Genomic DNA, 25,240 nt, shown 5'->3' on the forward strand with positions numbered 1-25,240 from the left:
GCCAGGCGCTGTTGACGGTGGGCGTGGTGCTGAGTCTGCTGGCGGCGATCACGGTCATAGGCTGGCGCCTGATCCTGCTCATCCGGCTGCGTGCGCAGGCCGAGACTTCCCTGGTGGCCGCGCGTGAGAGTTTGCTTGCCGCCAACCGCGAGCTGGAGCGGCTGGCCACCCAGGACCCGTTGACGGGCTTGGCCAACCGGCGGCGCTTCGATGAGGCGCTGAAGCTCGAGGCCCGGCGTGCCGCCCGAGAGGGGACGCCGCTCTCGCTGTTGCTCATCGACCTGGATTATTTCAAGGGCTTCAACGATCGATACGGCCATATCGCCGGCGACGAATGCCTGAAGGCCGTGTCGCGGCAACTGGCGCTGTCGGCCAAGCGTCCAGGGGATCTCGCGGTGCGCTATGGGGGAGAGGAGCTGGCCATCATTCTTCCCAGCACCGCGCTGGAGGGGGCCATGCGCGTTGCCGAGCAATTGCTGGAGTGCATACGAGGGCTTGCCATTGCCCACGAGGCCAGCCACTTCGGCCGCGTGACGGCAAGCATAGGAGCGGCAAGCATGCCGGGCAAGCACGGTCTGGACAGCCCCGTGGATCTGGTTGAGGCCGCAGATCGCGCCTTGTATCGGGCCAAGGCGGCCGGGCGCAATCGTGCCGAGCGCTGAACCAGGCCGGTCGGGGGAGGCGCCTTGCTAGAGGCCGCCCACAGCGGCTCATAGGTGTCTAGGAATCAGGGTCGATTCAGTCCGCGGTCTCGGACGGTCGCACCAAGGGGCGCAACATGGGCCTGAGGGCATCGGGCGTGTTGTCCAACTCGGAGAGTGCATCCGCATGGTCATACAGAGCGGCGATGACACCAGGCGGATACGTCCGATGAGGCTTCGCCACTTCAAGTCGTGTGTACAGCGCGGATGCTATGGCCTTGCGATGTTCCGGCTGATCCAAGTATGGCCCCCACAGGGCCTCTTCCATCAGTACTTCCAGCACCTGCAAACGCTCTTCCAGGCTTAGCTTTTCACTTCCCATATCGATCTTCCATCCGCACTACGAAAAAACCGTGCGACACGCAATCAAGTGGCTTGAACATCAATATGGAAGATGCAGCGAAAGTCCGAGTCCGTGTGAGGCCTAGGCGCACACTGCCAAGATGGCGGCGCCCGCTTTGAACATGGCCAGGGCCCTCTTGCCCATGGCCAGTTCCAGGCCTTCGGCACTATCGTTGGTGACGATGGCGACCAATTGCTCGCCGCCAGGCAGGGTCAGCAGGATCTCGCTGTTGACCGCTCCTTTTCGCACGCATGTTACATCGCCCGCAAACTGATTTCTGGCAGAAAACCGCATGCCTTCCGCATCCGTCACCAGCATCACGGCGGAAGCCTTGATGAGTGCAGTGGCCGCAGTCCCGACGTTCAAGCCCATCGACTCACGGCTCGCTCGCGTCACGGTAGTCACGACACGCAGTCCTGAAGCCGTTTGCAACTCGATTTCATCATTGACGCTGCCGTCCCGAATGCTGGTTATCACACCTGCCAGTTGATTTCGTGCACTTGTTCTCATCTTGTACTCCTGGGGAATCGACATCTTGCTTTGGCCGCGTTGCGGACTACAGGTCTCAATAGCAAAGGCAGTGTATTTCACCGGCCGGACGGCAGATATGTCTGTGCATTCCTCAGGTTAGACAAGATTTGTTATGTCGCTCATCGTTATATCTTGACGTATATTACGATGCCATGCAGTATCCATCAAGCGAGGTCTGAGAATGCTGGAGCCACCGTTCAAGCGCCATTTGGAAGGTATGGGCGCGTCCGCAGTGCCTGTCAACGTGGGGCCGGTGCGGCTTGCCCCCTGCTGTGCGCACGAGGCATCGGAAGACGAGGCATATCTTCCGCGCATGCGCTTGAAACTCCATGAGCTGGACACTCCTTTGCATTGCTCCATCGTGGGCAATTGCCTAAGCCCCGGCGAACTGCGCAGGCTCATGGCCAAACATGTCAACGTCAAGGGACAGAGCGATCTGGAAGTCCACCATACTGCCGTGCGCATGGCCGGGCAGAAAGGCGATGTCTCCAAGGCCCTGCACAAAGCGCTGGACCAGCGGCATGCAGGTGCCATTCGGGCTTTCGCTTCGGCCAAGGATGAGGCCGAGTTGCATGGATGTTGGAAGCAGGCATGGGCACAGGGGGATATTCCAAGCGCCTACTGGGCTGTTCTCACGCACAAGGCGCTTACCGCGGAGCTATGCCAAAAGGTTTTCGGCGAAGTTCATATGCTTGCGCACCTGATGGGGGCCGCCAACCGTCACGAGCTCAAGCGCTTTGTCGCTATGGAAAAGGAGAACACCGAGCTCCATGAGCGGCTGGATCGCGAACAGCTGAGGCGGCGCGATGCCATCCGGGAGCGCGATCAGATGGTGCAGCAACTGCAGCAGCAGGCACTCGAGTTCGAGCGTCGATCGGCACAGTACCGCTCGGAACGAAGCGAGCGTAGTGAGCCAAGCGAGGCAACCCAAATGGTGGCCTTGCAGACCCAGCGACGGGAGTGCGCCGAGCAAGCGGCGCAGCAAGCACGGGAACAACTCGTCCTCATGGAAGAGCAGTTGGAGCGCCTCAGGGAGCATGGTCGACTCCTGTCGGAGGAACTCGCCGCGGCAGAGGCGGAGCTACATCAGCTCAGTGCTTTGGCAGACGGGAGCGCCGGCGCCCCGCCGCGCAGCGGTGACCTTCTGCGGGCCAGTCGGGTGCTCTATGTCGGTGGGCGTCCCAGTTCGACCCCGGCGATCCGGGACTACGTCTGCCGGCAGGGAGGGGAGTTCCTCCATCATGATGGCGGCCTGGAAGACCGCAAGGGGCTGCTGGATGGCTTGCTGCCGCGCGCGAGCCTGGTGGTATTTCCAGTGGACTGCGTGGACCATCATTCTGTTGGGAAGCTCAAGCGCCTGAGCGAGCGGCACCAGATTCCCTTTGTGCCGTTGCGCAGTGCCAGCTTGGCCTGCTTTGCAGCGACGCTCAAGCGTGAGCTTTTGGAAAAAGCCACGGGATCCACGGCTGCCCCACGACTATGCCTTAGGCATAGCTGACATCGGGGCCCATGAGGCGGACTCAGCTACCCGCGGAGATCGGCAGAAACGTCAGCAGGGCCGCTCAAGGCTCGCAGGCATCCTGAACCAAAGCCACGAGCTTGTCGATATCGGCCTGACATGCTTGCATCGCGCGCAGCTCGATGCGCCGATACAGCGCGACCACCGTACGCCCAGTCTCGGTGAGATCCGTTCCTCCGCCGCGCGCACCTCCGGTGGCCGTGGTCACGGCTGGTGCACTCAGAGTGCGATTGATCTCATCCACCAGAAGCCAGGCGCGGCGGTAAGACATCCCCATGGATTTGGCAGCGCCAGAGATGGACTTGGTCGCCTCTATAGCCTCCAGAAGATCGATCTTTCCCGGGCCGATAGCGATGACATCCCCGGTCATCACGCGCATGCGCAATTTCAGAATCGGCGCTCTGCCGGTGTCGGTTTCTGGCCTAAGGGCGTTCTCTTGCAAGGGGGTGTCAGGCATGCTGGCAGAAGTCGTTGATGGAGGTTCGAAACACATCGAGCGTGGCCCCTTGGCCCACCCAGTCAAGGCATCCATTGTCGACGCCGTTCAATTTCTCTAAAGCTCGTTTGGACTCAGAAACGACTCGGCATCAGGGGCCCGCTCTGATGCGGTGCACCCGAGCCAGCCGGCGAGCTTGATCATAGTTTGAAATATCGGCCGTCGCTTGCCGGTTTCCAGCCACGAAACGAGCAACCGCATCACCGTGATAGCGGGGCGGCGATACGTCTCGCGAGCCGCTGAAGCGCGAATTCGTCGAGCCTCTCCGGCCCATCGACGATGTGCGGTGCAGCACGGCTTCTTGTGAAGCTACGAGTGTGATTGCTTCACCAGCACCGGTTCCCTGCGGTAGCGGTCCGGGAATAGGCGTCTGAGGTTTTCCACCTTGGGCAAGTCGTTGAAGGCGATGTAGGGGTTCCCAGGGTTCTCGGTCATGAAATCCTGATGGTAGGTTTCGGCCGGGTAGAAGCCTGCCCTGTCTTCGAGGCGGGTGACGATGGGCTTTGGATACACGTGTGCCGCGTCGAGCTGAGCGACGTAGGCCTGTGCCATCTTGAGCTGGGCCGGACTGGTCGCAAAAATTGCCGAGCGGTACTGCGTGCCTGTGTCTGGCCCCTGGCGGTTGAGCTGCGTGGGATCGTGCACGACGGAGAAGAATATTTGCAGCAGCGCTCCGTAGCTCACCTGGGCCGGATCGAAAGTGACTTCGACCGACTCTGCATGGCCCGTGTTGCCGCGGCTGACCTGCTCATAGGATGCAGTGGTCGCTGCGCCGCCGCTGTAGCCGGAGACTGCGCGCAGTACGCCCTTGACATGCTGGTACACGCCCTGGACGCCCCAGAAGCAGCCGCCTGCGAAGATCGCGCGCTGTGGCGCCTGTCCGCCAGCTGGAAGGTCCAGGGCGGGGGCAGGAATGCGCACGGCTTCTTCGGCAGATAGGGCTAGTCGCTGCCAAAGCAGTCCGCCGCCCAGCAGCACGGAGCCGCCGGCCAGTGTCTGGAGCAGGGTGCGTCGGCTTGCGACGGGCAGTGATGTGAGGCGTGTGTTCATGGTGCTCATCCGAAGGTGAAGGCATAGGCGGAGACGCCCGCGTCCAGGAATTCGATGCTGAATGTGTGCTCGGCGATGTCGCCCGGTTGGCGCACCAGCTGGTAGAGCCGTTGGGCGGTGACGGTTCCGCTGCCGTCAGCCGCTGCGTCCATGCCATGGGCATCTCCCGGAGGCTTGCCATCAATGCTGACCTTGAATCGCACGGGCTTTCCCTTGGGGCCAGGGCTCAGCACCAGGTGCAGGTCACGCGCCTGGAAACGGTAGACGATGCGGCCGCTGGGTGCGGAGAGGGTCGCACTTTCCGGCCCCACCACCCATTGACCGACGAGACCCCAGGTGTTGAGCTCGGGGCGCTCCGGTCCCACGTAGGCTGCCGACCTGTCATGCACGGCTTTCGGTGTGGAGGCGAAATTCTCGGCGCGTTCGTAGCCCAGGTAGGTTTCCGGCGAGCGCACTTCGTTCATGCTGGCTGCCAGTTGCACCCCTTGGGCGTCCACTTCCGTCAGTCCCGTGGCTGTCTGGGAAGAGCCGGCTTCTTTCAGAAGCTGCTGTATCACCCGCTCCGATTCCGCGTAGTCCCCTTCGCCGAAGTGGTGGTGGCGAATATGTCCAGTGGCATCAATGAAGTAGTGTGCCGGCCAATACTGGTTCTTGAAGGCGCGCCAGATGGCGTACTGATTGTCGACTGCCACGGGATAGCTGATGCCCAGGTCCTTCATTGCCCTGGTGACGTTGTTGATGTCGCGCTCGAAGGCGAACTCCGGAGCATGCACGCCGACCACGACCAGGCCCTGGTCGCGGTACTTCTCGGCCCAGGCCTTGATGTAGGGAAGGGTGCGCAGGCAATTGATGCAGGAGTAGGTCCAGAAATCGATCAGCACCACCTTGCCTCTCAGGCTTTGATTGGTCAGCGGTGGCGATTGGAGCCATTGCGTTGCCCCATCCAGCGACGGTGCGATGCCTTCATCGGGTAGCGCGGAGGCCTCACCGGACGGGCCGGCCACGCGTATCGCATCTCCGACGGCCAACATGGCAGGGCCTTCGGCGGGGGGCGTGGCCGGTTCCTGTATCGACCTGGCCAAGTTGGCCTCGCCGTCCAGCGGCTTGTTCAAGCGCTCAATCAGCTTTTGCTCGATGCCTCCGGTGGAGGTGATCGAGAACCGGGCGAGCACGCCGGTACCCAGCCCCAGCGCGATAGCGGCCACGCCAGCGAGCATCGCGGCCCCCAGGCCACGCCGCAGCCATTCCCCCGCACCCAGCGAGCGCTTGAGTGCGGCGAATACCTTGCCGCCCAGCAGCAGCGCTGCAGCCATGGAGGTCGCTGCGCCCAGGGCGTACGCCAGCAGCAGCAAGGTCGAGGTGGCGTTGGCTCCCTGAAGGGCCGCACCGGTCAGGATCAATCCGAGGATGGGGCCCGCGCAGGGCGCCCACAGCAGCCCCGTCGCGATCCCCTGCACAACGGAAGAGCCCATGCGTGGGGTGCCGTCGGTCGCTACCGACTCGGACAAACGTGAGCCTGCCGCCACCAGCGGGCGGGTCAGCCGCTCGGACAGATGCGGCAGGAGCAGGGTCAGTGCGAATACCGCCACGAGTGCCAATGCCAGCCAGCGGCCATACTGGTTGGCTGCGACCACCCAGCCGCCCCCGACTGCGGCGAGGGACGCCACTGCCGCGAAGGTCAGCGCCATGCCTGCCAGCAGAGGCAGGCCATTGCGCATGAACGGCTGGCCGGCGCGGGAAAACACGAAAGGCAGCACCGGCAGGATGCAGGGACTGACAATGGTCAGAACGCCGCCCAGGTAGGCAAGGACGATCAGCAACATGGCTTTTTCCCGGTGACTCGCAGTTCAAGCTGGCTTCTGCGTGAAGCTTAGCGACAGGCCGTTGATGCAGTAGCGGAGTCCTGTCGGTGGCGGTCCGTCGTCAAAGACATGACCTAGGTGGCCGCCACAGCGCCGACAGTGGGCTTCGGTTCGCACCATGCCATAGCTTAGGTCCTTGCGGGTGGCGACGGCGTTGTCCAACGGCTTCCAGAAGCTGGGCCAGCCTGTGCCGCTGTCGAACTTGGTGGAAGAGGCGAACAACGGCAGCGCACAGCCGGCGCAGGAAAACGTCCCCGCGCGATGCTCGGCGTTGAGCGGGCTGCTGCCTGGTGGCTCCGTGTCCTGCTGACGCAGCACCGCATATTGCTGTGGACTGAGCCGCGCTCTCCACTGCGCATCGGTATAGCTGACCTCGAAGGACTCGACCGCTGCGTTGGCGCGGCGGTGGAGTATTCCGGAAGAGAGCGCAGCGACGGAAGCGGCTGCGCCCAGGATGAGTTGGCGTCGGGTCGTCATGGCATCGGTTCTCTGGATTCCATGCGCCCAGATTACGGAGCTGTGATCTCTAAGTCCTCACGTAAAGCTAAAAGATTTGTGATAACTCTGGCGTGGACCGCTCCTACTGCATGGGACGAATCCCGGTCTCGCGTCCGTGGTCGCTCAGACTCAGGGGTGCTGAATCACTGCGCGTATCGTTGTCATCCTCGACCGACAATACCCGCATACCCTCAGCGTCTGCTTCAATGTGCCGTTTTGGCAGCTCTTTGCTTGAACAGCAGGATTGCAATCAGCATGAAGGTCAGTAGCGCAGCCGATGCCGAATAGCGGCTCAGCGCCAAACCACCCGAGCTCAGCGGTTTGTCGAGGAAGTCTCCGACCACGGCGCCCAGCGGACGCGTGAGGATGAACGCGGCCCAGAACAACAATGTCCGGGACACTCCCGTCCAGTAATAAGCCACCACGACCAGGGCAAGCAAGCCGCCGAATACGAGGGCCGCGCCCGTGTAGCCCAGACCCGCGGTGTCGGCCATCCAGTCGCCCAGAGCGGTGCCCAAGGTCTGTGAAAACATGATCGTCAGCCAGTAAAAGGCTTCTGCACTGGGCGAATTGATGCTGCTCACCGACACGGAACCGAGGGCGCGATACCAGACGAAGAGCGAGCCAAGCAACAAGGCCAGCAGCAATCCCGTACCTCCGGCGTATCCGATGCCGAGCGAACGGTCCGCGAAATCGGCCAGCGTGGTTCCGACCGTGGTGGTGGCAATGATGGTCGCCCAATACAGAAAGGGGTGGAAGGCTTTGGCTTTGACCTGTGCGACAACGGCGGCCAGGAATATCAAGGCAAAGATGGCCGTGCTGATCAGATAGCCCAGGTTCATGGACATGGAGACGGCATCACCGCCTGTTTCGCCGAGAGTGGTGGCCGCGATCTTGATGAGCCAGAAACCCAGAGTGACTTCGGGCACTTTGGCCAGAGCAAGTTCAGAGGATGTTTTCACGAGGGATCTCCTGGTTCTGGACTCGCTTTGGAGCAGGTCGAGAGTTTGGGGTAGCTGGTCCATGAATGCCTGGCAACGCGTTTGATTCCGCGCACGGGCCACACAGCGCCTGCCGATGAGCTGTCATGGCTGTGTCGGGCACATGCCGATCGTCTGCAACTCCGGGTTTCGTCCGGCTTGGACGGAACTGGCGAGCGCAGCACATCACCGTGTTCGGCCACCGACGAGGCTGAGGGGGTGATAAGGCGTGCCTTGCTGTCAAGGTGAAAGGCAAGCGCACAGTCTGACTGGCCTGACTTAGCCCAGACTTAAGCTCGCTCAAGTCCATCTCGGCGTGATTGGTTCGTTGAGAAGTCTGCGGCGATTGCCGCCAGCAAGCCGGCGAGATACCTGCACACTCCCGCGCTGAAACGGACGTTTAGACGCAGCGACTTGTGGCTTGCACAGAATCCGGTAATAATTCAATAAAAGTTGAATTATTGAATTATGAAAGAAACCCAAGTCATTCGAGCCCTTGGTGCTTTGGCGCAAGAGGCCCGGCTACGCGCCTTCCGGGCCTTGGTCGTGGCGGGTCCGGAAGGGCTGACGCCCACGGCTTTGGCCGAGCAGCTCGGCATTGCGGCCAATACCTTGTCGTTCCACCTCAAGGAGCTGACAAATGCGGAGCTGATCAGCCAGGAGCGCCAGGGGCGCAATCTGGTTTATCGCGCTTCGTTCGATGCTATGAATGATTTGCTCGGTTACCTCACCGAAAACTGCTGCCAAGGCGCGCCCTGCAGCCCCGCTGAGGCCACTTCCTGCAACTGCTAAGGAGTTCCCCATGAAGCGCTTTCACGTCCACATGCATGTCGATGACCTGAGCCAGAACATCGCTTTCTATTCCAAGCTCTTCGGTGCCGAGCCGACGCGCGTGGAAAGCGACTACGCCAAATGGATGCTTGAAGACCCGCGCATCAATTTCGCTATCTCCACCCGGGGCACTGCCAAGGCCGGCCTGGATCATCTGGGATTTCAGGTGGATGAGGCCAGCGAGCTGGCCGACCTCAAGGCAAGGGCGCAAGCCGCCGATATGGCGCTGTTGGACGAGGGCGAGACCTCCTGCTGCTATGCCCGCAGCAACAAGCACTGGATCACCGACCCTCAGGGTGTGGCCTGGGAGCATTTTCACTCGCTGGGCAACATTCCCGTATTCAAGGAGTCGGAAGCTTCGGACGCATCAGCCTGCTGTGCGCCGACGATCGCGGCACCCGAGGCCACGTCGGGCTGCTGCGGACCGCGCCCCACCACCGGTACCGCCAAACCCTGCTGCTGAATCACCATGACGCATGCCGCCAAGCCTTTGAACGTGCTGTTTCTGTGCACCCACAATTCAGCGCGCAGCATCCTGGCCGAAGCACTGCTCAACGATATGGGCCAAGGTCGCTTCAAAGCCTATTCCGCCGGCAGCAGCCCGCGCGAAAACCAGCAACCCAATCCTTTGGGACTGCGGGTTCTGCAACGTGCGGGCGTGCCGGTGGGCGGGCTGCGCAGCAAGAGCTGGGACGAGTTCGCGGGGCCCGATGCACCGCAGATGGATCTGGTGATCACCGTATGCGACAACGCTAAAGGCGAGATTTGTCCGATCTGGCCCGGCCATCCCGCCACCGCACATTGGGGATACGCAGATCCATCGGAAGGCGATGGGCCGGAAGAAGCCAAGCTGGAAGCCTTCCGCCAAACCATGCATCTGATGCGTCGCCGCCTGGAAATGTTGGTGAGCCTGCCTGCGGACAAGCTGCAGAAAGCCATGCTGCAAGGCACTGCCCGCGACCTGTCCGCCCATTAAAGCCATGCATCAATCCTGCGAAGTGGCGGCTTCGGCAGACCCTCGCCGTTCTGCCATGGGCGTGTTTGAGCGCTACCTCACGCTCTGGGTCTTTCTGTGTATCGTTGCTGGCATAGTCCTGGGCCATCTGTTTCCCGGTCTGTTTCAGGCCGTGGGGGCGATGGAGCTCGCCCAGGTCAATCTGCCGGTGGGCCTGCTCATTTGGGTGATGATCATCCCCATGCTGATCAAGGTGGACTTCTCTGCCCTTGGCGAGGTGGGCCAGCACATCAGGGGCATAGGGGTCACGCTGTTCGTGAACTGGCTGGTCAAGCCGTTTTCCATGGCCTTGCTGGGCTGGATCTTCATTCGCCATGTGTTCGCCCCCTGGCTTCCTGCTGAACAGATCGACAGCTACATCGCCGGTCTGATCCTGTTGGCGGCAGCGCCTTGCACCGCCATGGTGTTTGTGTGGAGCCGCCTCACAGGTGGCGACCCGCTGTTCACGCTGTCGCAGGTGGCGCTCAACGACGCCATCATGATCCTGGCCTTTGCGCCGCTGGTCGGCCTGTTGCTGGGCCTGTCGGCCATCACCGTGCCTTGGGCGACGCTGCTGGTATCGGTGCTGCTCTACATCGTCGTGCCGGTGGTCCTGGCCCAATGGCTGCGCCGCAAACTGATGTCCAGGGGGCAAGCCGTCTTCGAGCAGGCGCTTGCGTCCATCGGCCCATGGTCCATGGCGGCGCTGCTGGCAACCTTGGTGCTGCTGTTCGCATTTCAGGGCGGCGCGATCCTGCAGCAACCGCTGGTGATTGCACTGCTGGCCGTGCCCATCCTGATCCAGGTATTTTTTAACTCGGCCCTGGCCTACTGGCTCAATCGTGCCGTAGGAGAAAAGCACAGCATTGCCTGCCCATCGGCGCTGATCGGGGCCTCCAACTTCTTTGAGCTCGCCGTGGCCGCTGCCATCAGCCTGTTTGGCTTGCAGTCCGGTGCCGCCCTGGCAACGGTTGTGGGCGTGCTGGTCGAGGTGCCCGTTATGCTGCTCGTGGTACGTGTCGTGAACGACACGCGATCCTGGTACGAAAAATGAGGACCAGATCTCTGACCCGACCTCAAGCCGAGGGCGGGCCTTCCGCCTTTGGTGCCGGCTGGCCCAGCTCCCCCGGACCCTTTAAGCCGTATATCGATAAAGGCGCAAGCTGACGCGAAACCAGTGTCGCCAGCACGCAAGCTGGCAGCAGCAGGGGGAGAAGCGTGTATTGGCCGGTCATCTCGAAGATCATCAAGGCGGACATGACCGGTGCGTGCGTTGTGGCTGCCAGCAAGACGGCCATGCCGACGACGGCATACACAGGCTCCGGCGCCGTGCTCAGGCTCAGGCCCGCCATCGCGCTTGCAGCAAGGGCTCCGCCTGCGGCCCCCGTGAAGAGCGTGGGAGTAAACACCCCTCCGGGCGCTCCAGATCCGGTGGAGGCTCCTATCGCGATGAGCTTGAGCAGCAAGACGAGAGCGATGATTGCGCCCTCCGCCGGAGTCGTGAGTTGCTGCTGGATGCTGCTGTAGCCGTTGCCCCAGACCTCGGGGCGCCACAGCGACAGCACTCCAACCACCAGGCCGCCGAGTGCGAACGCCAGAGGCTGCGACAGTTTCGAGCGCTCAAACAGGCTGCGTGCAGTGCGCAGCCAGCGCATCAATGCAGCGCCGCACACTCCGCCGAGCAGGCTCAGAGCCAGCAGCAGCATCACCTGCGGGGCATCGGGCATTCCAATCGCCGGCACGGAAAACAGCACCGCATTCTCGCCCAGTGCTATCGAGATGCCGAAGGCTGCTACCGCCGCCACAACGACCGGGCCAAGTTGCGCAAGTGCCAGTGAGCCCAGCAGGATTTCAGCGACAAATACCGCCCCGGCCAGAGGCGCGTGGTAGGCCGCGGCAAGTCCTGCCGCTGCTCCACAACTCACCACCAGCCGCAGATCGGATGTATGACCCAACAGGCGTCCAAGCGTCGATGCGAGCATGGCGGCCAACAACACCATTGCGCCTTCTCGACCCACGGCTCCACCGGTGCTGACGACCAGCATCGACGCAGCCACTTTCAGCAAGCCGCCACGCAGGTCGAGATGGCCGTTGCCTATGGCCACGGCTTCGATGTAGTCGCCACTTTTGGCCTTTGAAGTCGGTGCCGGTGAGTGGCCGCGTGCCGCGATCCAGAGCAATATGCCGGCGGTCAGCGCTCCCGCGGCCGGAGCGATTGCGCGCAGCTCCGGAGGCAGCGAACGGGCAGCCACCACAAGATGGCCTTGATGTGCTCCAACGAACAGTGTCTCGAGCGTGAACAGCACTAGCTTGAATCCGCTCACCGCAATGGCGGATGCTGTGCCCACAACCGCTGCCACCACCAGGTCACGCCATGGCGGGTCAAGCTTCGCAAACCCGGCGCGCAATATGCGCAGTGCCTTACGCCAATGCAGAGCCATCATGCTGTTTCCACCCGGTGAGGTTTGAGTTCACGCCGCGTGCCGCACCAAGACAGACTAGGCATGTGTCAGAGCCGTTGTCCTGCGGTTTCCAGAAGTTCAATCGTACGGGAAGTAAATGGCTGATGGCAGGGGGCTGCGCCAGCAAAGTTGGCCCAGCCGGATCGTCTAGGCATGAAGGTGTGAATCAGTGATTCCGAGCCTTCGATGAAAGACTGCAATCCTCTTTGCCTGCTGTTGCAAATTCATCCCTAGAGGTTTGCAGGCGCAGCTCTGGAAGCTATGCCATCCGGATGGGCGCTGCAGTCCCGGGCTTCGCCGGGCGTGATGCCGGTCACAGGGCGCATCAACGATGCCCGCTAACGGCGACTACATCCTGGTACTTGTGCCTTCCCTGTGCTTTTCCTGGCCGCCATCCCGGCGGCTGCGGGCCTGTCCGGCGTCAGCGGCGATGCTTGCTGTCTGTGGCTGTGCTCGGTGTCTGCGCTGATGCCCATCTCTTGGGATAAGCCACTCCACATCTTCACCATCACCCAATGTCTGGTGATGCGAGGCAAGTCCCTATTCGATGAGTGAATATGTCTGAAATGTAAACTTTGTAAAAAATAGTTACACAACCATGCGAAGCAAGCATGGTGAATTGGTTACCAGTAAGGGCATACAGAATGGATCGCTTCAAAATCTCGACCCGGCTTGTCATCTCATTTGCGGTGATGGTCGTACTTCTTGCCATCTTGGGTGGCGTGGCATTGGTTGGATCTTCTGTGCAGCGCTCAACGCTCGAGGAGATCACTCAGAGGCAGGTTCCTCTGGTTCAGGCTTTGAATGCCACCAAAGATGGCATCAACGAGCAGGCCATCCAGTTTCGCAACCTGGCCTTGTTTCCCTCGCAGAACATTCAGCAGTTCGCACGGGCAGAAATTCAGAAGACAAGAACGGATATTGCGGCCCAGCTTGATATCGTGAACAGCATGGCGCGCTCTGAGCGAGCCAAGGCACTGCTTGAGCGTTTGCAACAGCAGCGTGCCAGCTATCTGAAGCTCGGCGATGAGTTTCTCGTCCTGGTTGACCGTGATCAGAGCGAGGAAGCGCGGGCAATGCTTGAAGCCCAGTTGCGCCCGGTACAGCGCGAATACCAGCGAGTCATTCGTGAACTGCTGAATCATCAAACCGAGAGTTCTGAAAAAGCCGCGCAGAAGGCCGATGCTGCCGCCCGTGAGCTGCTGTGGGGAGTACTGATCACCGGCGCTGTTGTCACAGTCCTGGCAGTTTTTCTGGCTTGGGCCATCATCCGATCCATCACGCGTCCACTCACCCAAGCCGTGGCGGTGGCGGATCGTGTGGCGGACGGAGACCTGAGCGGAGAAATCGCTGCGGGATCCAAGGATGAGATGGGGCAGCTGCTCAATGCGCTTCAACGCATGCAGCAAAGCCTGGTGAGGACGGTGACGGTGGTGCGAAGCAATGCGCAGGGGGTTGCTTCGGCCAGCGCCCAGATTGCCGCCGGCAATCACGACTTGTCGGGGCGCACGGAAGAGCAGGCCAGCGCGCTGGAGCAGACAGCGGCCTCCATGGAAGAGCTGAGTTCAACGGTCAGCCACAACGCAGATAACGCTCGGCAAGCCAATCAGATGGCAATGAATGCTTCCACGGTCGCAACCCAGGGTGGTGAGGTCGTTGCCGAAGTGGTCGCGACCATGAAGAGCATTGATGAAAGCAGCCACAAGATTGCCGACATCATCGGTGTGATCGACGGTATTGCCTTTCAGACCAATATCTTGGCCTTGAACGCCGCCGTCGAAGCGGCTCGTGCTGGTGAGCAAGGCCGTGGGTTTGCCGTGGTGGCCAGCGAAGTGCGAGCCCTGGCTCAGCGCAGCGCCGATGCAGCCAAGGAAATCAAGCAGCTCATCAGCACCAGCGTAGAGCGAGTGGCCCAGGGTTCTCGCCTTGCGGATCAGGCGGGCAGTACGATGACCGGGGTGGTCACGGCTATTCGCCGCGTGACCGACATCATGGGCGAGATCAGCGCCGCCAGCCATGAGCAAAGCTCGGGTGTATCTCAGATTGGCGAGGCTGTTACGCAGATGGACCAGGCTACGCAGCAAAATGCCGCCCTGGTGGAGGAAATGGCTGCCGCGGCTACCAGCCTGAACAATCAGGCGCAATCCCTGGTGGGAGCCGTGGCGGTGTTCAAGTTGTCCGATCAGGAGCAACAGGGCCAAGTGGCCGCGGCGGAACCGGCCGCCCATGCCGACATGAAGAGAGCGAAGAACATGGCGAAAGAGGCAGAACTTTCCCGCGAAGTGGCGGGTTCTGGCAAACTGGCCAACCTATGCTGCTGATCGTCGGAACCGTTCGCCTGCCTGCCGAAAACCTGGAGCGCGCCAGACCTGCCATGCGGGCCATGGTCGAAGCCTCGCGCGCCGAGCCGGGCTGCCTGGAATACGGCTATGCCGAGGATGTGCTGGTGCCGGGCCTGATCCACGTGAAGGAGCTGTGGCTGGACCAGGCTGCGCTCGACGCGCATTTCGCCTCCCGCCATATCGCCGACTGGCGTGCGGCCTGGCCGGGCCTGGGCATAGGCGAGCGCGATCTGCGCGTCTACGAGGTGGGCGCGCCGCGCAAGACCTGATGCAGCAGGACCGGCCTTGGCCCGGCGGCGGGATCCTGCCTTAAAGGTCCGAGCGTATTCCTAGCTGCCGCGCAGAAGCCAAAGCGCGACCAGCGGCGCCAGGTTGAACAGCAGAATGCCGACCTTGTAGAGCGTCATGCCGCCATAGTGCATGGCGTCGAAGTCGGAGTCCGAGAGTCTGAACCAGCGGCCGTGCAGGCTGCGCATCCAGCTTCTGGCGCAGCTGAAAGCCAGGAACCAGGCGATCAGGACGGCGTAGTTGAACAGCAGCGATACCAGCAGCGCGCGGCGCAAGAAGTCGAGAGTCATAGCAGCCTCCTTTGGTGGCGGCTAATGCAATGTATACCGCGGAAACCGGTCCACGGGCGATCAGACTGTTGCCCTCCGGGGAATAGCCGGCAGAGCGCTACAGCTTGGGCCCGTCCAGCTTGACCTTGGAGGGCGCAATGACGCCGATGTCGCTCCATGACTTCATGTCGTAGCGGAGTTCGACCACGGCGCAGGTGCTCAGATACGCGACCTCGCCCGCCAGATGCTGCGCGAGTTCGGAAATCTGGGGGTTGTGGCTGAACAGCATCACGCAGCCTAGCTTCTTGTCCAGCGATCGCACCACCGCCAGCAGCGTCTCGGCCGTGCTGGCATAAAGCCGCGTTTCTATGGCGATGCGCTGAGGTGCGTAGCCGAGCGCATGCGCGAAGGCCTGGGCCGTGCTCAGCGCGCGGACCGCGGGGCTGGAGATGATGAGATCGGGTTGCACATGGTGCCGGGCCAGCCGTCGGCCCATCAGCGGCGCATCCTCGCACCCGCGTTCGTCCAGGGGGCGCTCGCGGTCGGGCAGAGCCGGATCGTCGCGGCCGGCTTTGGCATGCCGCACCAGAAACAGGGTTTTCATGAACCACCTCCGTCCAGACTCCGTGCGGCAAGGCGCTGCCGACCCGGTTGCCTCCATTGTGTGGCGCTGCGGCGCGGATATGGTGTCGCTCTGTCTCCGGAAAGCAGGTGATTCGGAATCCCTGGAGCGATGTAGGGCGCGGCCTATAGCTGCCGTAGCTATGCCTGCTGTGGATGCCGCAGTACGCGTGCAGGCAGCGTGAGCTGCAGCCAGTGGCGGCGTTCTGCGTGGCTTATGCTCGGTTGCCATGAGCAACACCATAGAGACCTTCATCCACGCCGCCCGCGAAGGGCTGGCTCAGCAAACCGCAGCCCATGCCGCTTCCTGGCATCTGGGCGAAGAGGCCGACTGGTCTGCCGACCTGGATGCTGGCACGATTGCCTTCCACTTTGCCGACTGCATCACGGCCACGGCGCCGATCCAGGTGGTGGGAACCTACAACCTGGCCGACGGCAGCTTTCTCTGGGGCTGGGACCATCCTTCGGTACCGGAGCCCTTGAGCGCCCATGCACATATGGCCCGCGAATGGGGCGAGCAGCAGGGCGCGGAGGCGTTCACCGCGCGCAAGGTGCTCTGCTCCGAAGACCAGGCCTGGAGCTTCGCCGCCGTGGCCAGCCGGCTGGCCACGGCCAATGGCGTCTACCGCGGACCGGCGGGCAGCACCCTGGTGTTCATGACCTTCGGCACGATACAGCTGCAGAGGAAAAGCGCAGAGGGCTGAGCAGCCGGGCTGTTACGAATCCATACCCAAACCCGTGAAGAGAAAAAAACAGCGGATTTCGCTTTTTGAGTTCTTGAAGACCGGCCATCTGGGAAGTTTTGCGCCTTGCCGCAATCTTTCCCTGGCGGCGCTGACGGCCATCTTTGGCCGGCCGGACTGCGTCGAAACCCGCGACGGCATTCCCTATGAGGTGGAGAGCCCGGAGTGTTTCCCGGTCATCGCCTGCTATGGAACCTTGGAGTTCCACTTCGATTCGGGAAAGACGCTGTACTGCATATTCTGCGACGCGTTTGTCTCCGGCGCCCCGTCCGGAGGGCTGCAGATACGGTTCTCGGACGCGGCCCTGCTGCGCCGCGGAAGAGCCATGAGCGATTTCCTGGCGCATGCCCGGGCGCGCGGACTGTCGGTGCAGCCGGAATGCCGCCCCGGCCTGCTGCCCTATGCGCGCGTGCTCACGACATCCGGCGGCGTCGAGCTGGGATTTGAAGTGGACGATCCCGAAGACACGAGCGAGATGCCGACGCTGCGCTGGTTCAGCTGGATGGCCGGCTCCTGACACCTTGTTCAAGCCAGTTGCTTCCCTCAAACAATCCGTTTTCGCGGATTTTTTGAGGATGGCCGGGCTTTGCGCAGGCTGTAGCGTCAGTCCCGCAACTGCTGCGCATGGTGGCGCAGATGGTCGTCGATAAAGCTCTGGATGAAGTAGTAGCCGTGGTCGTAGCCCGCATGGCGGCGCAGGCTCAGAGGCTGGCCGACCTTGGCGCAGGCGGCCTCGAAGGCCTCGGGCAGCAGCTGCTTCTCGATCAGGAATTTGTCGGCCAGGCCCTGGTCGATGAGGATGCCGGCGGGATAGGGCGCCTGCTTTTGCGCGGCCATCAGTTCGCTCGCATCATGGGCGGCCCAGGTGCTGCGGTCATCGCCCATATAACCGGCAAAGGCCTTCTGGCCCCAGGGGCAGTTGACGGGATTGGCGATAGGCGCGAAGGCCGAGACGCTCTTGAATTTGCCGGGGTGGCGCAGCGCCAGCGTGAGCGCGCCATGGCCGCCCATGCTGTGGCCGAAGATGCCGAGGCGCTGCAGATCCACGGGCAGCTTGGCGCCGATCAGCTGCAGCAGGTCGTTCAGGATGTAGCTTTCCATGCGCCAGTGCAGGGCCCAGGGCTTGGCCGTGGCGTCGAGGTAGAAGCCCGCGCCCACGCCGAAGTCCCAGGCATCGGCCTCGCCGGCCAGGCCCGCGCCGCGCGGGCTGGTGTCGGGGCAGATCAGGGCAATGCCCAGCTCGGCCGCTAGGCGCTGGGCGCCGGCCTTGATCATGAAGGTTTCTTCGGTGCAGGTCAGGCCCGCCAGATAGAGCAGGGCCGGCACCTTCTCTCCGGCCACGGCCTTGGGCGGCAGATAGACCGAGAACTTCATGGCCAGGCCGATTTCGCTGGAGAAATGCTCGTAGTAGCGCTGTGCGCCGCCAAAGCAGGCGTGGGCGTTCTTGAGTTCCATGGTGGATACTCCTAAAAGAAAAGCTGCTAGCGCTTGTCCATCAAGCGTTTGCAGCATTTTTATCTATGAAATCTAATCCAAGCATGCGTAAGCAGCTCAGAAATTAAGAGTGCAGGGCGGAGCGCTAAAACTGGCGCAACTCTACCAAAGAGACACCGAGCAAGGGCCTAGGCGGCCCCGCCGCCCCGCAGCGAGGGTGTCGTCCCCCTCCCGTAGCGCGCAGCGCGTAGAGAGAGGGGCGCCCGGCCAGGGGGAAGGCGCGGGGCCGCCTAGGCGAAGCGCCTCAGGGTGTTACGAAGCGTCAGCGTAGTTAACAACGCTGCGAATCGACTTGCCTTCATGCATCAGGTCAAAGGCTTCGTTGATCTTGGCCAGGCCCATGGTGTGGGTCACGAAGGGCTCGAGCTGGATCTTGCCGCTCATCGCGTCTTCCACCATGCCGGGTAGCTCGCTGCGGCCCTTGACGCCGCCGAAGGCCGTGCCCAGCCACTTGCGGCCGGTGACGAGCTGGAAGGGGCGGGTGGAGATTTCCTGGCCCGCGCCGGCCACGCCGATGATCACGCTCTGGCCCCAGCCGCGGTGTGCGCATTCCAGCGCGGCGCGCATGACGTTGACATTGCCTATGCACTCGAAGCTGTGGTCCACGCCCCAGCCCGTCATCTCCACGATGACCTGCTGGATGGGCTTGTCGAAGTCCTTGGGGTTGACGCAGTCGGTGGCGCCGAAGGTCTTGGCCAGGTCGAACTTGCCGGGGTTGGTGTCGACGGCGATGATGCGGCCGGCCTTGGCCAGCTTGGCGCCCTGGATCACGGCCAGGCCGATGCCGCCCAGGCCGAACACGGCGACCGTGTCGCCTTCCTGCACCTTGGCGGTGTTCTTGACGGCACCCAGGCCCGTGGTCACGCCGCAGCCGAGGAGGCAGACCTGCTCGGGGTTGGCATCGGGGCTGATCTTGGCCAGCGAGACTTCGGCCACCACGGTGTACTCGCTGAAGGTGGAGCAGCCCATGTAGTGGTAGATGGGCTGGCCGTTGTACGAGAAGCGCGTCGTGCCATCGGGCATCACGCCCTTGCCCTGGGTGGCGCGCACGGCCACGCACAGATTGGTCTTGCCGCTCTTGCAGAACAGGCACTCGCCGCATTCGGCCGTGTACAGCGGGATCACATGGTCGCCGGGTTTGACGCTGGTCACGCCTTCGCCGACCTCGACGACGATGCCCGCGCCCTCATGGCCGAGCACGGCGGGGAAGATGCCTTCGGGGTCGTCGCCGCTCAGGGTGAAGGCGTCGGTATGGCAGACGCCGGTATGGGTGATCTTGATCAGCACTTCGCCCTTTTGCGGCGGGGCCACGTCGATCTCGACGATCTGCAGGGGTTCTCCGGCCTTGAAGGCCACGGCGGCGCGAGATTTCATGTGGGTCTTTCTGGATTTCTGGAAGAGGGGAGCGAGGCCTGGCCTTCGCTTTGCGAAACCATGAATGTAGGCCAGGCGGGCGGCGAAGTGGGCAGGCATGGCCGCCGCCCTAAGGGCTTTGGCCGAATATCGATGTAATTGAGTGCTTCGGCCATTGCCTGTGCTTCAGCTCCTGGCTATGTCGCTGCTCAGGGGCTGATGCTGCGCACGGATCTGCGCCGCGGTTTCCCGGAACCACCGGGCAATGGCCACGTTCTGCTCGAACAGCGAGTATTTGGTGCCGCCGCCGTAGTCGGGCATGTCTATCATGTCGGTGGTGATGTAGCGCAGCGGGCTGGCTGGCGTGCTGTAGTGGTGGCGCAGCGCGCGCCGCACGATCTCCTTGCAGGGCTCGACGCGCCAGGCCGTCCAGGTGGCATGCCATTGGCCCGGGGTCGGGCGTGTGAACGGATACTGGCAGGCGCGGCCGTAGTGGCCGTTGTCCGTGAGCTGCCAGATGTTGCGCGGCCCGTTGGGCGAGACCGGGCGTATCTGCAGCCAGTGCACCATGTTCTGGGCTATCCAGTCGTCGATAAGGTTGCCGCTTTCGTAAGGGTCGATGACGACTTCGCCAGACTCGACCTGCGCACGCATGCCGACCACATCCTGCTCCTCGGGGTTGTCCAGCTTGAGCAGCACATGGCTGTGGTCCAGCACGTACTGGAAGGGCAGGCCCTGCGCACGCACGCGCTGCGCAATCGGCGTGATGCGGCGCGGGTCTTCGCTCCACATGTAGATGTGGTTCTCCATGCCAATCTCTATGCCTATGCGCTGGCCCAGCTCCCAGGCGTGCAGGTAGAAGGCCACGATGTCGTCATCGCTCACCACATGGCCCGCTGCATGGCGCGTGTACAGCATGAGGTTGTGAAACTCGGCGCCGGCTTCCTTGCACATGCGCAGGTTTTTTTTCGAGTGCGGCCTCGTCGCGCCCCGCCGTGTACGACCACAGGCCGGTGCGCAGCGGCATACCGTATTTGTAGGCCAGCCTTATGTATTCGCGCTCTTCGCCCGGCTGGGGCATGCGGTCGAAATGGTCGAAGACCTGGCTGTCGCGCAGCATCTTGAATTGCTCTTCGAGCGGCAATGTTTCGCAATGGCGTATGCCGCGGCCGTTGCAGCCCAGGGAAAAATCAAGCTTGCTGTAGTGAGGGTGAAAAATCAGGCGACGGCGGTCTGACTGGCAGCGGGCGATGCAGCCGTTGCGGCGGCTTGCTCGGCTTCCTGCAGGCGTGCGATCAGCCTGCGGATGCGGGCGGGCGCGTTGTCTATGCCCAGGCGCACGAACTCGCGCACGCCGGTGCGCTCCTGCTCGCGCTGAACCAGGGCCAGGATGGCGGCGTCCGCGAGGAAGGTGTCCGTCATCAGCCGTGCGACCTGGGTGCTGGCCTCGGCGCTGTCCGCGTGGTAGTTGCGCAGGTGCAGCCAGAAATAGTGGGTCGTGGTCTCGGTCTCGGGCGTGAGGAAGTTGTACGAGAACGAGCGCAGGCCCGCGTCCATTTCCTGCTCGCTGTGCTCGCGGCCCGTGGCGATGCTGCCGAAATCGACGCAGGACACCGAGGGCAGATGGAGGTAGTAGTACTGCCAGCGGTCCACCGGCCCTGCGAAATTGCCCATGGCCTTGACCAGCGGCACGGGCTCGGAGTCGTTCACCCAGCGGTAGGCCAGCACGTGGTTCTCGCCTTGTTCCACCTTCACGCTCACGTCCTCGGCCGCCGCGTTGCCGATGGTGTTCCTGTGCACATAGGTGGTGTGCGCGGGATCGACCAGGTTGTTGGTGATGTTGAGGTCGTTGCAATCAAAGTGCAGGTACTGCCCGTCCACCAGCGCCCAGCCGGGTTCGCCGTAGTGGCGTACCACCACGATGTGCTGCGCATCGGCCAGGGCCGGGTCGCCCATCCAGATCCAGACGGCGCCGTAGCGCTCGACCAGCGGGAAGGACTGCGCGCAGGCCGAAGGCGGAATCGCGGCCTGGCCGGGAATGCGCACGCACTGGCCGCTGCCGCTGAAGGTCATGCCGTGGTAGCCGCACTGCAGGTCGTCGCCGACCAGCGTGCCTATGGACAGCGGCGCCAGCTTGTGCGGGCAGCGGTCGACGAGCACGGCCGGCGTGCCGTCCTGGCGGCGCCAGAACACCAGGTTCTCGCCGAGGATGGTGCGCGCGGTCAGCCGGCGGCCGATCTCGCGGCTCCACGCGGCCACATACCAGGCGTTTTTGACAAAGCTACTCATGGGGGTCTCCTTCTGGTTCTTGGTGGGATGGTTCACAGGTCGAGCGTGATGCTCCGGCTGCAGGCGCGCGCGACGCAGATGTAGACCATGCCTTCTGCGTGCTCCTCGTTGGATAGCGCGTAGTCGCGGTGCTCGGCCTCGCCGTCCAGCATGCGTACCGCGCACATGCCGCATTCGCCGCGCCGGCAGTCGAACAGGGGATCGCAGCCCGCGGCGATCAGGGCGTCGAGGATGGAGGTTCCGGCTGGCACATCGAGCTGGCGGCCGCTGCGCGCCACATGGACGGTGACGCTGCGGTCTGCCGCCGTGGCGGCGGGAGCCGAAAACAGCTCGAAGTGGATGTGGCTGCGCGGCCATCCCAGTTGTTGGGCTTCGGTCAGCGTGGCGTCGATCAAGGCGCGCGGACCGCAGACATAGACATGGCGCGAGGCCTGAGGTGCACCCAGCAGGCTGGCCAGCTGCATGCCTCGCGAGAGCTCGCCGCCGTCGAAATACAGATGGGCCTTGGCGCCGGCCAGTTCCTCAATCTCCATGCGGTAGGGCATGAGCTCTTCGCTGCGGGCTCCGTAGTGCAGGGCATAGGGCCTGCCCGCCGCCTGCAGCTGCCGGGCCATGGACAGAATGGGCGTGATGCCTATGCCGCCGGCAATCAGCAGGGCCTCGTGCGGTACGTCGTGCAGTGCAAAGTCGTTTTTCGGCGGCTCGACCTCGATGCGCTCGCCCACCGCCAACTGATGCATGAAGCGCGAGCCTCCACGGCTCGTGGTTTCGAGCTTCACGGCAATTTCATAGACCAGACCGTCGCCGTCGCTGTTGACCAGCGAATAGCAGCGCGTGGGCTCCGCGCCAGCGTCCGGCAGGTGCACGCGGATATGGGCGCCTGCGGTGAACGGCGGCAGTGCCTGGCCGTCAGGGCGGCACAGGCGCAGGCGGCGTACTTCGGGCGTCAGCGCTTCGGCCGAAGCCAGCTCCAGCACCAGGGTGCCGGTCGTGGAGGAGGGGGATGCAGAGGTTGGCATGGGCCCATGCTAGGGTCCGTTGCCGTTGTTGAAAATGGCCGAATTTGCATGGGTCTGTGGCTGAAAACGCAACGACTCTGTGCGACCAATTTACCGTCGCTTTGGTCGCGCATCCTGCGCGGCCAGGCGCAGGATGACCTGGCTTGCGCATTCGACGAAGGCCGCCGTGGCCGGCGGCAGGCTGCGTCCGCTGCGCACATGGATGCCCAGCGTGCCCAGGATGGGCGCGCCCTGTGCCGACTCCAGCGGCACGAACTGCGCGGCGGGCGATGCCGTGGCCGGCCGATGCGAGCCGCTTCATCAGTTCGACCGAGGTGGCGCGTACCACAGCCTTGGGTGGCTCGGGCAGAGCCTTGAGTTCGTCCTGAATGAGGGCGTAGGAGGGCAGGTCTTCGGTGCCGAGGATGAAGGGCCATGGCGTGCACTGCGCCAGCGTCACGCTGCGCTTGCGGGCCAGCGGATGGCTGGCGGTGACCAGCGCTCCCAGGCGAAAGCGCCCGCTGGCAGCGTGCTCCACATCCTCGTGCTGGGGCATGTCGAAAGCCATGCCCACGTCCGCGCGGCCGTTGGCCACATATTCGGCAATATGGCCGGAGCTGGCGGAAGTGACCTGCAGCGAGATGCCCGGGTAGCGCTCCAGCATGCTGCCTATCACCTCGGGCAGCAGCGCACTGTGCAGGCTTTCCACACCCACCACATGCACCTTGCCGCGCTGCAGGCCGCGCAGCATGTCCAGCTCGTTCTCCAGCCATTCGGCATCCTGCAGCACACGGGTGGCATGGCGGGCAAACAGCTCTCCGGCCGGCGTGAGCTGCAGACCGCTGCTCAGGCGCTCGAACAGGGCAAAGCCCAGCTCCTGCTCCAGCTGCAGCAATTGGCGGTTGACGGCCGAGGCATCGATGAACAGCTGGCGCGCGGCGCCGCGTATCGATCCGTTGCGGCGGATGGCATCGAAATAGAGCAGGCCCCGGGCGTGAATATGCATGGAGGCCTATTGTGAGCCGTGACGGCACTTATAGTCGGCGCTTCGCCTGCTTTCTTGTCTGTCCGATGGACCACCGCCACTCCCTGCCGCATCTGATCGATCTCATCGTCTACCCGGGCTTCAAGTCGCTGGAGGCCGTGGGCCCGATGTCCGTGTTCGGCTATGCCAATGTCCACCTGCGTGCACGCGGGCAACAGGACGGCTATGAGGTACGCATCACGGCCGCGCAGAAGGGGCTGGTCAAGTCGGACACGCTGATGGCGCTGGAGGCCACGCAATCGCTGGCCGAGCTGCGCGAGCAGGGCACGGGCTGCACGGTGATCGTGGTCGGCTCGCGCCATATCGAGCAGGTGCTGGATGCCTCGTCCGGGCTGGTGCAGTGGCTGCAGGCCGTGGCGCCCCAGGTGGCAAGGCTGATCGCGCTGTGCTCGGGCAGCTTTTTCCTGGCCGAGGCCGGCCTGCTCGACGGCCGCCGTGCGGCCACGCACTGGAGCGTGGCGGGTGCGCTGGCCCAGCGCTATCCGCGTGTGCAGGTGGACGCCGATGCCATCTATGTGCGCGACGAGATACAGGACGGCGATGGCGGTACCGGAGTCCGCCAGCTATGGACCTCGGCCGGCGTGACGGCCGGCATCGATCTGGCGCTGGCCGTGGTGGAGCAGGACTTCGGCCATGCGCTGGCGCTGGAGGTGGCGCGCGACCTGGTCATGTACCTCAAGCGGCCCGGCGGCCAGTCGCAATTCAGCGTACCGTTGGCGGCCCAGTCCACGCGGCACAGCGGCGTGCAGGCGGTGCAGCAATGGGTGCTGGCCCGCCTGGCCGAACCTGTGACGCTGGCGCAGATGGCCGAGCAGGCGGCCATGAGCGAGCGACACTTCCGGCGCATATTCCAGCAGGAAACCGGGCAGAGCCCCTCGGCCTTCATGGAGAACGCACGCCTCGAGGCTGCCAAGCAGCTGCTGGAAAACCAGAGCCGGTGGCCGCTCAAGACCGTGGCCGCCCATGTGGGCCTGGGCTCGGAACAGGCGCTGCGCCACCTGTTCGTCAGAAAGCTGGGCATTACCCCGGTGGCCTATCGCGAGCGGTTCGGGGACTGAGTTGCGGCCGGCAGACGGATTAGAACAGCGGACTTTTAAAGAAATCCAGCGCTGCCTTGGCGGCCGCGAAATTGCGCTCGATCTGCGCCTGCTGCTCTGCGGTGGCCGAGGTCTTGATGCCTAGGTCGGGTTGGGACTTGGGGCTTTTCGGGCTTCTGGCCCTTTCTCCGTCAGCGTTGACGGCTATCGAACTGGAAGCGGCTGCAGCTTGCGGGGCCGGCGCCAGCAACCGGGTCAGATCCAGCGCAGGATTGAGCTGCCACAGGCAGGAGACATAGGTTGCCATGGCCACGGCCGGGTCGCCGCGCTCTATGCGCGCCATGGTGGGCTGCGAAATGCCGAGCTTGGCGGCCCACTGTGCCTGGGTCTCACCAAGGCGTTTGCGCTGGGCCACGATGCTGCAGGCAAGCTGCTCGATCTGCGCGAGGATGGCTGGCGGAAAATCTGCGGGACTGGTGTTCTGGCGAGGCATA

The 25,240-nt window shown here is 63.3% G+C and carries 29 protein-coding genes; 12 read left to right on the plus strand and 17 right to left on the minus strand.

What is annotated here, in order from left to right; genetic code table 11:
* Positions 1-662, plus strand: a 662-nt coding sequence (locus AB6724_RS18985) for a diguanylate cyclase (RefSeq protein WP_369340098.1), incomplete at its 5' end; no start/stop codon positions are given.
* A gap of 76 nt (positions 663-738) precedes the next feature.
* Here the strand turns inward: AB6724_RS18985 and AB6724_RS18990 are convergent.
* Together AB6724_RS18990 and AB6724_RS18995 are read right to left on the minus strand one after the other, a co-directional pair.
* Positions 739-1,023, minus strand: a complete 285-nt coding sequence (locus AB6724_RS18990; RefSeq protein WP_369340099.1) for a hypothetical protein — start codon at positions 1,021-1,023, stop codon at positions 739-741.
* 102 nt (positions 1,024-1,125) lie between these two features.
* Positions 1,126-1,578: a TOBE domain-containing protein gene (locus AB6724_RS18995; protein ID WP_369340100.1), complete on the minus strand. Its 453-nt coding sequence runs from the start codon at positions 1,576-1,578 to the stop codon at positions 1,126-1,128.
* A 178-nt stretch (positions 1,579-1,756) separates the two neighbouring features.
* On the opposite strand from AB6724_RS18995, the gene AB6724_RS19000 reads away from it, so the two are divergent.
* Positions 1,757-3,073 carry a DUF2325 domain-containing protein gene (locus AB6724_RS19000; RefSeq protein ID WP_369340101.1) on the plus strand — a complete coding sequence of 439 codons (1,317 nt, stop codon included), beginning with the start codon at positions 1,757-1,759 and terminating at the stop codon, positions 3,071-3,073.
* Between the two features lie 64 nt (positions 3,074-3,137).
* Here the strand turns inward: AB6724_RS19000 and AB6724_RS19005 are convergent, their stop codons facing one another.
* The 5 genes from AB6724_RS19005 to AB6724_RS19025 all read right to left on the minus strand — a co-directional run bounded on the left by AB6724_RS19005 (position 3,138) and on the right by AB6724_RS19025 (position 7,962).
* Entirely contained in the window at positions 3,138-3,473 is a 336-nt protein-coding gene (locus AB6724_RS19005) for a winged helix-turn-helix domain-containing protein (protein ID WP_369340147.1), read from the minus strand.
* A gap of 426 nt (positions 3,474-3,899) precedes the next feature.
* A complete protein-coding gene (gene msrA / locus AB6724_RS19010; RefSeq protein ID WP_369340102.1) occupies positions 3,900-4,640 on the minus strand; it encodes a peptide-methionine (S)-S-oxide reductase MsrA in 741 nt (246 codons plus the stop codon).
* A 5-nt stretch (positions 4,641-4,645) separates the two neighbouring features.
* The gene (locus tag AB6724_RS19015; protein WP_369340103.1) at positions 4,646-6,463 is read right to left on the minus strand and encodes a cytochrome c biogenesis protein DipZ; all 1,818 of its coding nucleotides are present in this window, start codon (positions 6,461-6,463) and stop codon (positions 4,646-4,648) included.
* A gap of 24 nt (positions 6,464-6,487) precedes the next feature.
* Positions 6,488-6,979, minus strand: a complete 492-nt coding sequence (msrB, locus tag AB6724_RS19020; protein WP_369340104.1) for a peptide-methionine (R)-S-oxide reductase MsrB — start codon at positions 6,977-6,979, stop codon at positions 6,488-6,490.
* A gap of 224 nt (positions 6,980-7,203) precedes the next feature.
* Positions 7,204-7,962: a COG4705 family protein gene (locus AB6724_RS19025; protein WP_369340105.1), complete on the minus strand. Its 759-nt coding sequence runs from the start codon at positions 7,960-7,962 to the stop codon at positions 7,204-7,206.
* 486 nt (positions 7,963-8,448) lie between these two features.
* Between AB6724_RS19025 and AB6724_RS19030 the strand changes: the two genes are divergently transcribed.
* From AB6724_RS19030 to arsB, 4 genes are read left to right on the plus strand one after another with little or no spacing between them, the layout of a single operon-like run.
* On the plus strand, positions 8,449-8,772 hold the full coding sequence (locus AB6724_RS19030; RefSeq protein WP_369340106.1) for an ArsR/SmtB family transcription factor: 324 nt from the start codon (positions 8,449-8,451) through the stop codon (positions 8,770-8,772).
* A gap of 10 nt (positions 8,773-8,782) precedes the next feature.
* Positions 8,783-9,274, plus strand: a complete 492-nt coding sequence (locus AB6724_RS19035; protein WP_369340107.1) for an ArsI/CadI family heavy metal resistance metalloenzyme — start codon at positions 8,783-8,785, stop codon at positions 9,272-9,274.
* Positions 9,275-9,280: 6 nt separating this feature from the next.
* Positions 9,281-9,787 carry an arsenate reductase ArsC gene (locus AB6724_RS19040; protein ID WP_369340108.1) on the plus strand — a complete coding sequence of 169 codons (507 nt, stop codon included), beginning with the start codon at positions 9,281-9,283 and terminating at the stop codon, positions 9,785-9,787.
* Between the two features lie 4 nt (positions 9,788-9,791).
* Complete coding sequence (arsB, locus tag AB6724_RS19045) at positions 9,792-10,859, plus strand: ACR3 family arsenite efflux transporter (RefSeq protein ID WP_369340109.1); 1,068 nt, start codon at positions 9,792-9,794, stop codon at positions 10,857-10,859.
* Positions 10,860-10,881: 22 nt separating this feature from the next.
* On the opposite strand, the gene AB6724_RS19050 is transcribed toward arsB, so the two are convergent.
* On the minus strand, positions 10,882-12,249 hold the full coding sequence (locus tag AB6724_RS19050; RefSeq protein ID WP_369340110.1) for a chloride channel protein: 1,368 nt from the start codon (positions 12,247-12,249) through the stop codon (positions 10,882-10,884).
* A gap of 662 nt (positions 12,250-12,911) precedes the next feature.
* Here AB6724_RS19050 and AB6724_RS19055 point away from each other — a divergent pair.
* A complete protein-coding gene (locus AB6724_RS19055) occupies positions 12,912-14,588 on the plus strand; it encodes a methyl-accepting chemotaxis protein (RefSeq protein ID WP_369340111.1) in 1,677 nt (558 codons plus the stop codon).
* The gene (locus AB6724_RS19060; RefSeq protein WP_369340112.1) at positions 14,579-14,878 is read left to right on the plus strand and encodes a putative quinol monooxygenase; all 300 of its coding nucleotides are present in this window, start codon (positions 14,579-14,581) and stop codon (positions 14,876-14,878) included. Before AB6724_RS19055 ends, AB6724_RS19060 begins: the two co-directional genes overlap by 10 nt.
* A gap of 60 nt (positions 14,879-14,938) precedes the next feature.
* On the opposite strand, the gene AB6724_RS19065 is transcribed toward AB6724_RS19060, so the two are convergent.
* Positions 14,939-15,187, minus strand: a complete 249-nt coding sequence (locus tag AB6724_RS19065; RefSeq protein ID WP_369340113.1) for a DUF6868 family protein — start codon at positions 15,185-15,187, stop codon at positions 14,939-14,941.
* A 97-nt stretch (positions 15,188-15,284) separates the two neighbouring features.
* Positions 15,285-15,770: a SixA phosphatase family protein gene (locus tag AB6724_RS19070; protein WP_369340114.1), complete on the minus strand. Its 486-nt coding sequence runs from the start codon at positions 15,768-15,770 to the stop codon at positions 15,285-15,287.
* A gap of 247 nt (positions 15,771-16,017) precedes the next feature.
* Here AB6724_RS19070 and AB6724_RS19075 point away from each other — a divergent pair, with 247 nt between their 5' ends.
* Both AB6724_RS19075 and AB6724_RS19080 read left to right on the plus strand, forming a co-directional pair.
* Positions 16,018-16,491, plus strand: a complete 474-nt coding sequence (locus AB6724_RS19075) for a DUF6882 domain-containing protein (protein ID WP_369340115.1) — start codon at positions 16,018-16,020, stop codon at positions 16,489-16,491.
* 34 nt (positions 16,492-16,525) lie between these two features.
* Positions 16,526-17,047, plus strand: coding sequence for a hypothetical protein (locus AB6724_RS19080; protein WP_369340116.1), 522 nt, complete (start codon positions 16,526-16,528; stop codon positions 17,045-17,047).
* Between the two features lie 86 nt (positions 17,048-17,133).
* Here AB6724_RS19080 and fghA read toward each other — a convergent pair whose 3' ends face one another.
* From fghA to AB6724_RS19095, 3 genes are all read right to left on the minus strand, one after another.
* Positions 17,134-17,985: an S-formylglutathione hydrolase gene (gene fghA, locus AB6724_RS19085; RefSeq protein ID WP_369340117.1), complete on the minus strand. Its 852-nt coding sequence runs from the start codon at positions 17,983-17,985 to the stop codon at positions 17,134-17,136.
* Positions 17,986-18,276: 291 nt separating this feature from the next.
* Complete coding sequence (locus AB6724_RS19090) at positions 18,277-19,398, minus strand: S-(hydroxymethyl)glutathione dehydrogenase/class III alcohol dehydrogenase (protein ID WP_369340118.1); 1,122 nt, start codon at positions 19,396-19,398, stop codon at positions 18,277-18,279.
* Between the two features lie 165 nt (positions 19,399-19,563).
* A complete protein-coding gene (locus tag AB6724_RS19095; protein ID WP_369340119.1) occupies positions 19,564-20,331 on the minus strand; it encodes a xylose isomerase in 768 nt (255 codons plus the stop codon).
* Here AB6724_RS19095 and AB6724_RS19100 point away from each other — a divergent pair.
* Positions 20,330-20,614 (plus strand): hypothetical protein, encoded by a 285-nt coding sequence (locus AB6724_RS19100; RefSeq protein WP_369340120.1) that lies wholly within the window; start codon positions 20,330-20,332, stop codon positions 20,612-20,614. The genes AB6724_RS19095 and AB6724_RS19100 overlap by 2 nt on opposite strands.
* On the opposite strand, the gene AB6724_RS19105 is transcribed toward AB6724_RS19100, so the two are convergent.
* From AB6724_RS19105 to AB6724_RS19115, 3 genes are read right to left on the minus strand one after another with little or no spacing between them, the layout of a single operon-like run.
* Positions 20,596-21,666 carry an aromatic ring-hydroxylating dioxygenase subunit alpha gene (locus AB6724_RS19105; RefSeq protein WP_369340121.1) on the minus strand — a complete coding sequence of 357 codons (1,071 nt, stop codon included), beginning with the start codon at positions 21,664-21,666 and terminating at the stop codon, positions 20,596-20,598. The genes AB6724_RS19100 and AB6724_RS19105 overlap by 19 nt on opposite strands.
* A gap of 32 nt (positions 21,667-21,698) precedes the next feature.
* Positions 21,699-22,685 (minus strand): PDR/VanB family oxidoreductase, encoded by a 987-nt coding sequence (locus AB6724_RS19110; RefSeq protein WP_369340122.1) that lies wholly within the window; start codon positions 22,683-22,685, stop codon positions 21,699-21,701.
* Complete coding sequence (locus AB6724_RS19115) at positions 22,576-23,670, minus strand: LysR family transcriptional regulator (RefSeq protein WP_369340123.1); 1,095 nt, start codon at positions 23,668-23,670, stop codon at positions 22,576-22,578. Before AB6724_RS19115 ends, AB6724_RS19110 begins: the two co-directional genes overlap by 110 nt.
* A 65-nt stretch (positions 23,671-23,735) precedes the next feature.
* Between AB6724_RS19115 and AB6724_RS19120 the strand changes: the two genes are divergently transcribed.
* Positions 23,736-24,767 (plus strand): GlxA family transcriptional regulator, encoded by a 1,032-nt coding sequence (locus tag AB6724_RS19120; protein ID WP_369340124.1) that lies wholly within the window; start codon positions 23,736-23,738, stop codon positions 24,765-24,767.
* Positions 24,768-24,786: 19 nt separating this feature from the next.
* Here AB6724_RS19120 and AB6724_RS19125 read toward each other — a convergent pair whose 3' ends face one another.
* Positions 24,787-25,239, minus strand: a complete 453-nt coding sequence (locus AB6724_RS19125) for a helix-turn-helix domain-containing protein (RefSeq protein WP_369340125.1) — start codon at positions 25,237-25,239, stop codon at positions 24,787-24,789.
* Between the last annotated feature and the right edge of the window lies 1 nt (position 25,240).

This window comes from Comamonas guangdongensis, assembly GCF_041079535.1.
Lineage (GTDB): Bacteria > Pseudomonadota > Gammaproteobacteria > Burkholderiales > Burkholderiaceae_C > Comamonas > Comamonas guangdongensis.